The 14,741-nt window shown below is 70.2% G+C and carries 5 protein-coding genes; 2 read left to right on the forward strand and 3 right to left on the reverse strand.

Annotated features, from left to right (window positions below; all coding sequences use genetic code 11):
* Positions 1-347 precede the first annotated feature (347 nt).
* Positions 348-1,406: a site-specific integrase gene (locus AB0M43_RS36615; RefSeq protein ID WP_363731769.1), complete on the reverse strand. Its 1,059-nt coding sequence runs from the start codon at positions 1,404-1,406 to the stop codon at positions 348-350.
* A gap of 16 nt (positions 1,407-1,422) precedes the next feature.
* Between AB0M43_RS36615 and AB0M43_RS36620 the strand changes: the two genes are divergently transcribed.
* Together AB0M43_RS36620 and AB0M43_RS36625 are read left to right on the forward strand one after the other, a co-directional pair.
* Positions 1,423-1,773 carry a hypothetical protein gene (locus AB0M43_RS36620; RefSeq protein WP_363731771.1) on the forward strand — a complete coding sequence of 117 codons (351 nt, stop codon included), beginning with the start codon at positions 1,423-1,425 and terminating at the stop codon, positions 1,771-1,773.
* Between the two features lie 792 nt (positions 1,774-2,565).
* Complete coding sequence (locus AB0M43_RS36625) at positions 2,566-8,952, forward strand: ATP-binding protein (protein WP_363731774.1); 6,387 nt, start codon at positions 2,566-2,568, stop codon at positions 8,950-8,952.
* Between the two features lie 83 nt (positions 8,953-9,035).
* Here AB0M43_RS36625 and AB0M43_RS36630 read toward each other — a convergent pair whose 3' ends face one another.
* A complete protein-coding gene (locus AB0M43_RS36630) occupies positions 9,036-13,580 on the reverse strand; it encodes a hypothetical protein (RefSeq protein WP_363731776.1) in 4,545 nt (1,514 codons plus the stop codon).
* A gap of 296 nt (positions 13,581-13,876) precedes the next feature.
* Entirely contained in the window at positions 13,877-14,533 is a 657-nt protein-coding gene (locus AB0M43_RS36635) for a hypothetical protein (RefSeq protein WP_363731779.1), read from the reverse strand.
* Between the last annotated feature and the right edge of the window lie 208 nt (positions 14,534-14,741).

The raw sequence follows: 14,741 nt of genomic DNA on the forward strand, positions 1-14,741 counted from the left end.
AACTCGGGCGGGAAAGCTTTCGGCACGAAGACATCCTTCCAGGAGGACCAAGATCCTCACAGATCAAGGAGTCAACCAAACCGGGTGCAGTCCCATCCTGCGGTGGCGATATCGGTGGCCACACCGAGCCTTTCGATCTCTTCTGCCGTCCAGTTGTGCTTGCGCATGACATCTCCAGCTCCGGAGCTCCACCACAGCCGGGACGCTGCGCATACGGGACCTCCTGACATCTGACCGAACTCCCCTGTCCTCAACGGGATCGGGGTGCTTCCCGCGGTTGTCTAGTCCGAGCCTGGCTCAGGAGCTGTCGAGGTGACAGGGGCACTGGGTGACACGTGGGGGCAGGGCTACTGGTGTTGGACTGTGGACGGGGCCATGAATCGCGGCAGGGAAGCGATGGGGCCGGAGAGGGGATGCGGCTGCCCGGTCATCGCGGCCAGCGCGGTGGCGACGGCTTGCACGTCGGCTTTGATGTAGGTCGTGGTGGCGGGGCCGACACTGTCGGTGTGCCCTGCGTATGCCCGCGCGACTCCATAGCCGAAGTGCCTTTCGACCCAGGTCAGGGTTGTGTGACGTAGCCAGTGCGCGGAGACGCCGTGCGCGGCGACCCACGGCAACACCTCGCCGATTCGCTTCCAGAGGGCGTCGTAACGACGGCTGGTGAGAGGTCGGCCGTTCCTGAATCGCAGCAGCTTGTCCACGGGAGCGTTCGCACCGCGCTGCCTGGCGCAGGTGTCGAGGTGCCGGGCGAGTTCGAGGGTGATCGGCTGCCAGCGTTGGGTGCCGCCCTTCTCGGTGAGTCGTACGAGGCCACGGCTGACGTCGAGGTCAACGAGCCGCAGGCCGAGGGCGCCGCCGCGCCGGCACGCGGTCTCGGTGTGCAGCCGCAGGAGAAGTGAATCAAGCACGACGTCGTACCCGCCCGAGCGTGCCACGCGATTGATCTCCTCCAGCTCCCTCCCGGTGAGAGCCCGACGGACGTTCGGCAGGCGGCGAGGCTTGACAACCTGGTGCGCGGGGCTGTCTGACAGCGGGATCAGCTTGTCGGCGGCGGCGCGGCGGTAGATCGCGCGGGCGGCTGCGATGAGACTCTCGCCGGCATGTCGGCCGCCTCGTGAGTTGCGGCGCGGTGTGGATCCGGCGACGATCGCTCGTTGCAGCCCCTCGACATCGCTGGCGGCTATCTCGTCCAACCGGCGTTCGCCCCACGCTTCGACGATGCGGTCCCAGTAGCTGCCGTATGTGCGCAACGCTCCGGGACTGGCCGCAGTCCGTACTTTTGGAACATAGGCGTCGAAGGTTGGAATGCGTCGGGGTTCGGTTTCGTGGCGGAGGTCGTCGAGGGTCACGCCGAGTTCGGCGAGCACCAGCCTGGCGGCGGCAATTCGGCTCGGGTCAGCGGCCATCTCTGCCTCCTCTGACGTGAAGGCGGACGAGGAGCCGGGCGACGACGTCCGCCGGGTGGATGATGAGCAGGTTGCCGGCGACGTACGCGGCCAGGAAGACCGGTTTCTGTGTTCTGATGCCGCACGTCGCACGAATCGAAAACGGCAGTGCAAGACTTCCGCGCAGTCTGACAAGGTGCTCTCCGTCAGCGGACGGAGTGACGGCAACGGCCTCGTGATGGGTGTCCATAGTGACCTTGAGTCCCGGACCCCAGCCGAGGGCATCGAAGATCGCCCGATGGGCAATGCGCCCCGAATCATCGACCCGGCACATGCCCACTATCGGCACTCCGTCATCGGCCGTGGGCAGTCGAGTCAGTGGCGGTAGCGAACTGCAGGGAGACGCCGGGGTCGTGCAGTCTGTCGGGGGTACGAGCGCGTCGATGGGCTCGACTGGGAAGGTTCGGCGGCGAGACATGGGGGCATCATCGCCACCCGCACGCGGTGGCGACGGACCTCGCGTCCGCTACGACGAGCGGCGCATGCTCACCGGACGCTTGGCCACGCGCTGAGATCCCCATGGTGAACGCCTCCGGAGAAGCGTGTTCAAGGGGGGACTAGGACACGCATCCGCGAAGGGCTGCAGCTCAGGGCATGGCTGGAGCTGGTGGGTGATTGAGCTCCGGAATCGATCGATGGTTCATCGTAGCGGCCCTGAGTTTGTGCAGACGTCGGGCCCTCCGTTGAGAGCCCGGCCGGTGGGTGAACCGGGGAGCGAATACGGAGGAGGAAATCCCTTCTGGCCAGTCTCCTAGGATGCCGTGAGCGACTGTGATGTCCGGCCGATTGGTCCGAACGCTCGGCAGCCTGCCGGGTGATTCGCCGTGGATGAACGGCCCGTGGCTGGAAAAGCTCGGCGCGATTGTCCGCGACACCCTGGCCGATGTGGGGCGAGTCGGCCCGTCCGGCGCTCGCCGCTCGATAGGCCCAGATCGAGGAACTGCCCGGCGCGGACTCGGGGAACATGCTCGCCGTGCTCTCCGACCTCGTCGCGCCCGTACGTCGAGCACACGACACTGCGCAACATCTGTACTGTTTGGCCACTCTGTAGCTCCAGGACACGTCAACGAGTGCCCCCCGGGCGGAGGCTGAGCGTGGAGACGTGCTGGATAATCAGCGGGTGACTGGCGTAGCCGATGATCAGACTCCCGCCACCGACGAGGCGGTGTCGTCCTCGGACGGGGAGCGCGTTGCTGTCGAGGGGTTCGGCGGGCAGTACCTGATCGCCGCTCAGCGGGTGCTCATGCTGGCCCAGGATCTCGTCGAGGTGCGGGTCGCCGATCCTGAGGCCGGCGCGGTCGACGACTTCGCGGCGTGCACCGAGGACGCTGTGCACGCCCTGCAGGTGAAGAGCCCGACGTTCCCGGGCACGATCACGCTCAATGACCTGTGCGCGGTCGGGAAGAACGGCCGCAGCCATGTCGGTGACCTGGCCGACGGCTGGACGCGGCTGGTGGCGCGTGAGGCGGAGTCGGGATTGCGCCGCGAGGTGACCGTCTGGTTCATCACGGAGGACAACGCCGCCAACAAGGAGCGGAAGTTCCCCACGTGCACGCTCGGTAGTCACACCTCGGCGTTCGTTCAGAATGCCCTGTACCCCGTGCAGTCGAGGCTTCGTGCGGGCGAGGTCCCGCCGGCGGAGCTTGTCGAGGGGTGGCGGGCCGCGTTCGACAAGCTGCACGATGCCTCGGGCTTGGACGAGGGGGCGTTCTGGGATTTCCTGCGGTGTGTGCGCTTCGAGTTCGGGGCCAAGGCTGATCCCGCATGGCTGGGAGGCTCGGTTCAGCAGGTCGGGCGGCTACGGTCAGAGGCCGTGGCGCTGGCGAAGTACTTCTTCGGCCGGGTCGCGATGCTCGAGGACGATGTGCGGGTCGTGGAGATCGCGGCTGAGGAGCTGTGGAAGGCGATGGTCTGGGACTCTCGGCCGGGTTTTCACCACCCGCACGTGTTCCCGGTGCCGGCGGCCTATGTCGTCAACGACGACGTGGAAATCGCCGTGCACGACCTGGTGGACTCCACCGAGCGTGGGTATGTGCTGCTGGAGGGCGCCCCCGGGAGCGGGAAGTCGACCTTGCTGGCCGCAACCGAGCTTCCGACGGCCCGGGTGGTGCGTTATTACGCGTTCGTGCCCGACACCCCGTCGGTGAACGTGCGCGGCGAGGCGGCCGGCTTCGTCGACGACGTGTGCTCCGCCCTGCGGAAGGCGGGGGTGCGCACCACCGTTGGCGGCTCCACGGCCGCCGACCTGCGGACGCGGCTGGCCGAGGCGATGGACGCCTGCGCGGCCGACTACCGCTCGGGTGGGATGAAGACGGTCATCGTCGTCGACGGCCTCGATCACATCCCCCGGGAGCAGAACCCGGTCATGTCGCTGCTGTCGGTCCTGCCGGCCCCCGACCAGGTCCCCGACGGCGTCGTGTTCCTCCTCGGCAGCCAGACGGCGCAGTTCCTGTCCGGAGCGATCCGGGCTCACCTGTCCACCGCCCGCCGGGTGCGCATGTCCCCGCTCGCCGACGTCCAGGTCCTCGACATCGCCGACCGCGCCGGCGTCGGACAGGCCCTTCACCCCGGGCAGCGGGAGCGGCTCGTCGACGCGGTCGGCGGGCATCCGTTGGCGTTGACGTACCTGCTGCGGTCGCTGGAGGCCGCGCTCGCCGGCGACGACGCCGGCCGCGACGGCCGTGTCGAGGGGGTGCTGGCGAAGGCGGCTGAGTACGGCAGTGATGTGGAGGCGCGCTACCGGGGCTACTGGCAGCAGGTGTGCGACCACGCGGATCTCCTGAGGCTGGTGGCGGTCGCGGCGTGGCTGCGCCGGCCGGTGGACGTGCGGTGGCTGTCCGCCGGCTGGGGCCAGTCCCTGGTGGGCCGGTTCGTCGCGGCGGCGGGGGCGCTGTTTCACGTCCAGGGCGACGAGTGGCACTTCTTCCACAACAGCTTCCGCCTGTTCCTGCGGAACAACACCACCGGCCCCGACGGCGCCGACGAGGAGACCGTCGTGCACGCCGAGATCGCCGACCGGTGCCGCGACCTGGCCGACCGGTGGCCGGATCAGGCGTTCGACGAACTCGCGCACCGCATCCTCGCCGGCCAGCACGCCCAGGCCCTGCAGGTCGCGCAGCCGGAGTTCTTCATGGCCCAACTCGACGCGCTGCGCCCCCACGACGACGTGTGCGCCGACATCCGCCTCGCGGTCAGGCTCGCCGCCGAGCGCGGGGATCTGGCCGCCCTCATCCGCCTGAACCTGGCCCTCAGCCAGGCGGGCCAGCGCGAGATGGCCCTGTCGAGCGAGGACGTCGCCACCGCCCTCGCAGAGTTCGGCTCCGCGACGCAGGCGCTCCCGCACCTGCTCTCCGGCCGCTCCCTGCGGGTGGCGGAGACCGCTGGACTGAAAGCGGCTCGTCTGATGGCGCGCGCGGGATCGCGCCCCCAGGCCAGCCGGCTGTTCCTGGCGGCCGGTCCGATGCGCGCGGCGGTCACCGACGGCGGACGTGACCTGACCCGAGGCGGCGTCGAGCACCTACGGGCGTGGGTGCAGGCGGCCACCTACACGATGACGCCCACCGCGCTTGTCGCGCGCATCGACCGTGACCTGCCCGCCGCGCCAGTCGACGTGTCCGTTGCCACGGACGAAGGTGCCCAGGAGCAGAGGGAGTTGCGGGCCGCCTACCGCGCCCACGCGCTGAAGGCCGCGGTGTCGGAGTGGCATGCCTCCGGCGACACCGACGCGGCGGCCGTGGGCTTGGAGCTGCTGTGGGCTGAGCACACTGTCGCCGCCGCCGCGACGACGATCGGCGTGGTCACGATCCTGTGCGACGACGGGAAGATCGGCCGCGCGCGCCCGCTGATGGATGACCTGGTCACACGCGTCGAAGCGGGTGTGCCGGGCGGGGAGCTGCCGGCGGCGATGTCGACGCGGATCGCGGGCCTGCTGGTGCGCGTCGACGGCACCACCGAGCGGGCACAACGCTTCCTGCCCGCGCAGGAGTCCTTCGAAGGCGAACGCCGCCCCGGAGGCCGGGAGACCCCGTGGGAGAGCAGCTACGAGGTACACCGTCTCCGACACGTCCTCGGCGTCGGCCGCCCCGCCGAGGACGTCGTGGAACCCCCGAAGAACGCACGCGGCGCGGGTGTGGTCCGCTTCGGGCGGGCGCTGCTGACGATCGCCGAACTCGACGCCGCCGCCACCCGTCACGAGTGGCTGGGCGGCCCCGCCCCGTCAGCGGTGCTCGTGACCGCCCGCACCCTGCTGCGGGTGTTCGAGGCGCCGACGAAGCTGACGTTCGAATGGACCGAATGGCACGCTGTCACCGACTTCGGTGAGGAGTACTTCTACCACCTCGCCCGAGTTGTCGCCCGGACCGAGCCGGAGACCCTGAAGGCGTTGTGCGCCTACGCCGTCGAACGGTTCGCCGCTGTCCAGGGCTGGCACCCCCGCCGGCGCAGGCAGCTGATCACCGGTTTCCTGCGCGCCGGCGCGTCACTGTCATGGGGGATCGCGCAACTCGACCTCCTGCAAGACCACCTCGCCCAGCCCGGCGTCACCGATCCCGAAGACCGGGCCAGTCAGCTCATCGCCCTGGCCGCCGGCTACCGGCACGCCGGCGCCGAGGATGCCGCCCACGACGTCGTGCGGCTGGCGGTCGGCTCGGCGACCGGGATCGGCAGCCACGAAGACGACGAACAGATGTTGGTGTGGGCCCGCTGGTTGCACGCCGCCGTGCGCGCCGAACCGGACCGGGACACCAACGCCGCCCGGATCGTCGACTTCCTGCGGCGCCTGGTGCCGTTCGGCGGGGACCAGTACGCGTGGCAGTTGCACAAAGCCGCCGCCGAGGCGCTGCGCGCGGCATGGACAGTGCAGCCGGGCTGGGCGCTGCAGCTCGGCCGCGCGGCCATGCGCCACGGCCTGCTCGGAGTCCCCGACCTCATCGCCGTCCTCATCACCTGCGCCGCCGACGACCCGACGCTTACACCGCTGGCGGTCGACTGCACGGCCGAACTGCTGATCCCCGTCCACGGCCACCCCGCCGACGGCCTGTGGGACCTGCTGATGCGCCACAGCTCCCGGCCCGCGGAGGACCTGCGCACCCTCGCCGACGCCACCGGTGCCCACAGCAACCGGGGCCAACGCTCACAGCACGCCACCGAGGCGCGCCACGCCGTTGACGCCGCCGACAAGGTCACACAGGCGCGCGCCGAAGACTACGACGACCTGTTCGGACTCGACCCCACCGGCGACCACCCCACGACCGGCTCCGACTACGACCCCCTCGCCCGGGGCGAACTGCTCGTGGCCGGGCAGCGATGGACAGCCGCCCAGGTCGCCGCAGCGGCAGCCACCGCAGCCGAGCTGCTCGGGATCCTCCAGGACGCCGAGCCGGTCACAACCCGCGACTACTTCGAGGCCTTCCCCTGGCGGGCGATCCTGCCCCGGGTCCTGCCGACGGCGACCAACGCCCAGCTCCGCGCCATCGCCACCGCCCTCCTCGACCATGACCTCACCGGCGCCGAGCAGCTCCTGCTCGCACGGACACTGGCCGACCGCGGCGATGAGGCGACCGCCCGACGCGTCCTGCGCCACGCCGTCGCCCGCCCGGTCGACGGCATCGAGACCGGCGGCTGGAGCGCCTACCGGGGCGAGACCACCCGGCAGGAGATCTGGGCAATCCTCCTGCAGCTCGGCGACCCGCAGGCCCAAACCGACGCGCTCACCGACCTCGCGGACACGATCGGCCAGGAGAAGATCCACCCGCCTCGCGTGGCGCCCGACCTCGAGGCGTGGATCGACATGCTCGGCCGACCCGACACCCGCGCCACGACCTGGCCCGACGTCGACAAGTACCTGACCCGGGTCGCCGAGGCCGACACCACCGCGACGTTCCCCCCACTCGACCCCGCAGCACAGAAAGACGGCGAGGCCGTGGCGGCGGTGATCGACATGGTCGTCGGGTTCCTCGGACACCCGGCCCGATGCCTCGACTACGGCGCACGTCGGGTACTCCTAGCCCTCATCGACCACCCTAGCGACGAGTCGCAGGCGCAGATCGTCGCCGACCGCCTCGCCGGCGCGCTACGTGACGGCGGATGGCCGGCCGAGGCCGCCGCGGCCGTCCTCGCCGCCGGAGCCAACCCGCCCGGCGGGCACCCGTTGTGCCCGCACCTGCCAGCCGGGGCGAGCCAGGCGCTGCACGACGCCATCGACGCGGCCATCGCCGGCGACGACCTAATCATCGCCGACCTGGCCACCCTCGCCGCCGACCACCACGGACTGCCGCCGGCCCGCCCGACCCCGCAGGACCTGCCCGCCGGCTACAGCATCACCGTCCCGCCCGTGCCCGCCGGGCACCTGCACTCCCCAGACCCCGAAACCGGAGCGGTCGCGTTGGGCGGCGACAACCCGCGCTTCCTCATCGCCCCGTACGACACGACCATCGACACCCTCGCCGACGCGATCGACATGCCGTCGGCGAACCTCCTGCACCGGGCCGCCGCCATCGCCCGCGGCGACACCAGCCTCGGCCCAGCGCCCTGGCGCCACCACAGCGGTGCTGACGCGCCCGACGTCGCAGAGCTCCTCCAACGCGACGGTCTCAAGGTCAGCCACCGGCCGACCTCGCTGCTGCGCGGGCGCCGCGCCATCAGCCGGATCATGTCCGAACTCGACCGGGCCGGCCTGCTACCCGCACCGCGACCCCGTGCCCGGCAGTTCACCCCCGCCGACTGGGCGGGCCTCATCGCACCCGAACTCGCCCGCGCGCCCGTCGGCCCCGTCTACCGCCACACCCGCCTCCCCACGGTCATGGATCGCTCCTTCGAGCCGGGCAACGGATGGCTCGACCAACTCGAAGAGGCGCTCACGGCCAGCACGGCGGACCTGAGCGGCGACCACGACCCCGTCCTCATCGCCGAAACATCGCGATGGCGGCGCAACACCAGCGAGAAATGCGACGAGCTCCGCATGCGCACCATCGCATCGGCACCGCCAGACCTACCTCACGGACCCCTGTCCCAGGCCCCGCCATCCAGGCGCATGGGCTTCGACACCACCTACAAGCTCCCCGACTACCTGGCGGCAGCGACCTCACCCCGGCCCGGAGACCCCGCGCCACAGCGCTGGGTGTGCCAGGACGAACTCCTGCCCACCGAATCCGGAAGATGGGAATGGTTGGGACTGCACCCCGGCCTGTGTCGCACACTCGGTTGGACCCTCGACCCCACCCGGCCGCTGGCATGGCGCGGCCCAGACGGCGCGCTGCGCTCGTGGACCATCTGGTTCGAGAACTGCGACGACTGGTCACCGTCAGCCGGAACCGACTTCGCGCACGGATGCCAGCTCCTGATCACCCGTCACGGCAGCGCAGAGCTGGAACGGGCATTCGGCTCCCTCGAGCTCCAGGCACTCGTCGAGCGCACGACAGAGGCGAGCGCCGACGCTAAGACCTGCTCGACGGTGATCCGACTGGATGCCCCCGGCGAATCCCAGACCCACCTCAACCTGGCTGACTAGCCGGCTATCCCCACCAGCCGGGCCATCACCCGAGCCCAACCGAGGACCCGTGCCGATCGCTGATCCGGGCGGTGAAGGTGTGATCAGGTCAGGCTGATAAGAAGCTGCCCGGCCACGGCGCTGCTCCGTCCGTGGAGACGGGCGAGGAGATGGCGTCCGTTGTCGGCGGTGGGGCCGGTGCCGCGCAGTGGGTTCGGGGTGCGGGCGGAGATGGTGACCAGGAGCTCGGTGACTGCGGTGTCCAGCCGGTCGCTGCGCGGGGCGGTGGAGCGTTCGCGGTCGGCGAACCACCGGACGGCGTCGTGTACGAACGCCGCGGTGGCCGGTTTCTGGAAGAAGTGGGCAGCCGAGTAGGCGAAGTTCTCGTAGGCCATGTGGTCGCCGAACCATGCGGTCCACGCTGGCACGGCCGCGCGCAGGGCGGCGGTCTGCTGCTCGGTGACGGGCGAGCGTCCCCACTCGCTGAGCCCGGCGACAGCGAGCGCCAGGACGCCCGTGCTGCGGTGGCCCTGCCACGTGTCGGCGGCGGCCAGCATGTCGGAGACCAGGGTGAGGAACGCCGCCGGCAAGGTGTCCTTCGCGCACGCCGTCTTCCACACCCCGTCGAGGTAGTGCTCCACCCAGGGGGCGGCGGTGCCGCCGAGGGCGAGGATCGGCTCCCAGATCGTGCGGGCCTGCGCGGGGTCGGCGTTGACGGTGACGTCGGCGAGAAGGTCGAGAGCATGACTTTCCGCTTGGTAGGGGTGGCGGGGAAATCGCTTGGTTGCCGTGGTCGGTGCCAGCCCGGTGGCGACGAAGTCCGCGAGGTCGCCTGCGACCTCCACGACCCGTGGATCGGCCGTGCTGTTCTGGCCGGTGAAGTGCGGGCGGGCGGCGATGAGGTAGTCGAGGTCGAGGGTGCGCAGCATGCGAGTGCGGGCGTCGGTGTCGGCCGGGAACCTGGTCACAGGGGTCGAGTCGAACCAGGCGGCGAGCCGGGGCACGTCGACGGGGAGGCTGCCGTCAGCGAAGGCGTCGAACGCGGCCTCGCAGGCCGTCTCCAGCCCCGCGAAGCCATCGCCAGGGTCGTGATCGGGCTCGTCGTCCTGTTCCTCGTCGGGTCCGTCGTCCTCCTGCGGGTCGAACTCGAAGTCGAAGTCGTCCGCCTCTTCCAGGTTGTGTCCGAGTTCGTTGCGCCACATCGACAGCCGCGCCCAGTGCAACGTCAGGTGCTCGAGCCGGAGCACGTCGTCGGCGAGGTTCGGGTGCGCGGCGACGAGCCGCATCACGGTGGTGATGGTGAGGCGTCGCGGCACGAGTAATAGCCGGGCGACCGCCGCGCGTACGTCGACGTTCTCGGGGTCCTCGGCGAGCAGGGCGATGAGCGCGTCGGCGCAGAACCCGTCCCATTCGTGGTCGGAGGGGTTGTCGGGGTACACGTCGGTCAGAACGGCGGTCGGGTCGGTGAGGGGGCGCAGCAGCGCGGCCCGGCACCACGCCTCCCGGTCAGGGTGGGCGCGCAGCCAGTCGCGGGCGCACAGCACCAGCCACGCCGCGTACCCGCACCGCAGGTCCTCCACGCCGCTGATCGAACTCGGCGACTCCGCGTCCGGGGCCAGAGCGTCGAGTTGCGGCTGGACGGTGGCCCACTGCTCCTCAAGGTCGGCGTCGACGGGCCGGATCTGCTGGGTGATGTTGCTGCGCATGGTGTGGGCGAACGTCATCCAGGTGCCGCTGCGGTCGACGTCGAGGGAGGCCCGCGTCTCGAGGGCCTCTTCCTGCAGTGCCGGCGGCGGGTTGTACTCAAGGAAGGCCGTTCCGCCCGGGGTGCGTCCGGTGCGGTAGTTCGCGCTGTCAGTCGCGGCGAGGATGACCCGCAAACGGTGCGCGTCGGTGGCGGCCCAGTGCGCCCGGGCGGCGGTGAGTTGTTCGGTGAGTGCCCCGGAGACGAAGGCGCCCAAGCGCACGAGGTGCAGGATCGGGGTCTTGCGGTGGTCCATCGTGTGCCAGTCGCGGGCGCGCATCGCCCGGTTGGGGTCCCGGGGAAGCGAGAACACGCGGTAGAGGCGCATCTCCACGTCCATCTGGTCCTGGTCGAGGATGTCCGCGCTGGAGATCACCGGGGCGAGCGGGCCCTCCAGCAGCGCGGGAGTGTGGCGTGCGACGTCGGCGAGGAGTCCCCACACCGCGACCGAGCGGCTGCCGGTGAGCTGGACGAGGATCGCGGTGATGTCACGGCCTTCGTCGAGTGCCCGGTAGAGGTGCGCTTCCAGGGCCATCATCGCCGCCGCCAGGATGTCTGGGACCTGGTGGCCACCGTGGCTCCAGCCCAGGACGGCGCCGTCACCGACCAGCGTGACAGGAGCGCCGTCGAGGAGCACCTCGAACGCCGGCCGCTCCTCGGATGCACCCGTGCTGTGCGTCCTCGCGGCGGTTCGAGCCCGCGCCCAGTGGGTCGTCGCGTACTCGACGAGGGAGACCACCACGTCGACGCCCTGAGGTTCGGCGTTGACCAGCATCGCCCGAAACGGTCCGGACTCGGGGATCGGATCGAACGAGCGCGGGGCGGCGACGACACCGAAGCCGTCACGCAGCCGGTGCCGCTGGCGGCGGTCGGGGTCGACGGCGGCCCGTAACACCAGGTCCCTGGCCAACTGCGCGGACTGCGGCAGCAGGGGCATCACGGTGTCGACGTCCAGAAGGGCGGCACGCAGCCCCGCCTGGCCGCGCCGCCGGCGGACCGCGCCCCGGCCGCCGTGCTCGGGCTGGTTGTCGACTGCGGGCAGCAGCGGGTCGATGAGGGCGGCGACGGCGTCGGGTTCTACCGAGCCGGCGGCGATCACGCACCGCCACAGCACCTGCTCGACCTTGTCGTCGAAGAAGCCGCCGCCGTCGAGGTGCGCGACGATGTGCTGCCCGACCGCCAGGCCGACCACAGCGGCCTGCTCACGAACTGGCCACGTGTCGGGGGCGCGCCGCAACCACAGGTCGGCGATCGCTGCGACCTCCGGGGCCGCGGAGGCGACCGCGGTCTCGTGCTCGGCCGCCAGGACGCGCAGGACCGGCAGCCACAACGGCCACACCGGCAGCCGCGACTGCGCGGCGGAGTACACCGCGTACTCCGGCATGTCGGCGACCACGGCGATCCAGCGGGAGTCCGGCACGGTCGCGGAGAACAGGAACCGCCGCAGCAGCCGGACGAGCAGGGCGCTGTCGCCGGCCAGGCGCGGCCACAGCTCGCCGAGGAGCCGCCCGGCGTCGTGGGCGTAGAACACGGCGTCGAGGTACAGGTCGGCCACGAGTGGCTCGTCGGCGGCGTTCAGTGCGACGCGGTCGGCGTTCCACCGGGTGACGCCGTGCTCTCGGAGCACGCCGGCGGCATGCAGGCGAATCGCCCGGTGCCATGACGGCAATCCGGCCTTCAACGCGATCACCTCAATCGCGTCATCGCCTCGGGTGCGCAGGTACTGCAGAAGTGCCCAGTCGTCGAACAGGTCATGGGCGAACGTGTACCGCGTGTGGTCTTCCGCCAGAATCCCGTCGGCGCGTAGCCGATCAGCGGAAGCGGCCTGGGCGGCGCCAAGGTCACCCGTGGGAGTCCACGGGCGCAATCGATCGGCCTGGTCGACCGCGAGGCCAAGAAGGAGTTCCTGGCGGACGGCGGGGTCCCGGCCGTGTAGCACACGGCGCTGCCACCACAGCTCGGCGACGGAGGCCTCGTCCTGAATCCCGGCGACGTCCTGCCCGGGCATGCCCAAAACGAGGTCGAGGATCTTAGGCCGGCGCAGAAGATCAAAAAATCTACCGGCGATCGCCATCCTGGCCAGGTCCGGATGTTCTATCAGCACCAGCTGCAGATCCGCCTCCGACAAGTTCTCCATCGTGATCGGCTCGAGCTCAGGGGCATTGGCGTCGATGAGCCGCTGGCCGACGCGTGAGGTCTCCATCTGCTGGGAGGTCACCAGCAGCTGGATTCGCCCTCCAGTGGCAACGGCGGCTCGGGCCAGTGCGGCGACGGAGGCGAACTGTGCGTCACTGTAGGAGCGGTCCAGGCCATCGACCACGATCCGAACCTTGCCGGGCACCTCTGCCAGGCAGTTCTCCAGCGGCCGACGCAGCCCAAGCCGAGTGCCGAACCCGGTGAGACCATTGTCTAGATCCTGGGCCGACAGCCACAGACGCTGGTGACCGCCAGCGGCCATCAGCCAGTCCTTCGCCAACACGGTCTTGCCGCACCCGGACGGTCCCGACAACAGGGTCGCGCTGCTGATGTCCGTGAGGAGGGCTTTCGCGTCGTCGCGGGACAGCGTGATCTTCTTCCCGAGGTCGCCACGGATCCCCGCGACGGCTTGAGCGGTGTGCTGCGCGAGGAGGGACTGCTCCCGTTCGGGCCGGACGGCGACCTGGTCGGCCTCGACGCCGGAGCGGATCTCGTCCACGAACTCTTTCCGCGACTCGGCGTCGTCGATCTGCCGCTGTCGGTCGGCGAGCAACGTGACGCCCACCCCAGCCGCGAAGATCACCCCCGACAGGACCGCGAAGGGCCACCACAGGTCATTGGTGAACAGATTGACCATAGCCGCCGACGCCCAGTTGATCAGCTGGGCCACGATCTGGAAGACGACCGTGAACTTGGACGGACGACCCACCGGTTGCCTCCATAGGTCGCAAGAATGCGAACAGTCCACGATAGGCCAGGAAATTGATCTAGCTGCAGGCCGCCGGACAAGTGGGATCATGGCTGGCGCACGCGGCACAGCTGGAGAAGGACCTCGGCGAGAGCTGGTTCGCCGAGACCACGGCGTTGCGCGCCGACGAACGCGACCAAGTCGAGCCGTTCTCCCGCCAGACGCCTCACGACGAGCGGCAGGGCGTGCGAATCGACTGGGCGCTCGTCGGGTCCTGCGGATCGTCGGCTGAACGCAGAACACGGCGCGGCGATCGGTCAGGGGCCGGTCGGTGCGGGGTCCTGGCGGTACATGATGAAGACGTCGACCGCGCCGCTGAGGTGGTTGATCACGGTCCCGCACACCTCTCGTAGCTGTTCCACGTTGACGGCCTCGCCGTTCGGGGCGTCCGGGTCCGCGAGGTGCTGGAAGGTCGTGGGTGTGGTGTTCTTCGCCTCGGTGTAGCGGAAGGCGTCGCCGGCCGGGTCCAGGAGGGCAAGGCCCTTGATCGTCTGGGAGACGTCGTTGGGTAGGGACCTGTCGGCCGGATGGACCCGCAGCACGGCGAGGCACGCGTCGAGCTCGGTCGCCAGCTCGGTCAGGTCGTGGGTGCCGGTCAGCCACTTGTCAGGTGCGTACACCTTGGGCTTGCCGTTACGGGTGAGGGTCGGCCGGGGTAGCCCGTCGTGATCGAGGCAGGCCCACCCCTCGCGGAGGGCCTCCTTAAGGAGCAGTTCGATCGCGTGGCGGTAGTTGAGGGCGATCGGCGCGAACATGCCGTCGTCGATCCCGGTGTCCAGGAGGTTCTGCACCGCGAGGTCGGCGACGCGTTGGAAGCCGCGCGCGAGTGTGCTGTCGTCGTGGTACCACTGGCCCACGAGGGCGTTGTGGCGCCAGTTCGTGCCGGCCGGCACGAAGCCGAATCGTGTTGTCACGTCGACCATCGTGAACGGCGGCCCCTCTTGATCGCTATCGGATTCCGGAGCGTGACGCTGCGCGGATGGTGACCCTACGCGCCGATGCCCCTGGGCGGTGTCGCGCGGCTACCGGAGGAGTTCCCGGGTGACCAGTGACGTGTCCGGGTCAGAGGGCGAGGCGAAGGTGCCCATCAGGTACAGGCTGGCGGTGCCGTGCTCGAGGGCG

Origin of the sequence: Longispora sp. NPDC051575, from assembly GCF_040681875.1 — a bacterium.
Taxonomy (GTDB): Bacteria; Actinomycetota; Actinomycetes; order Mycobacteriales; family Micromonosporaceae; genus Longispora.

What these genes read in the sequence shown, in the direction of transcription:
- AB0M43_RS36615 (WP_363731769.1), bottom strand. Translation starts at nt 1,406, where the DNA reads ATGGCCGCTGACCCGAGCCGAATTGCCGCCGCCAGGCTGGTGCTCGCC.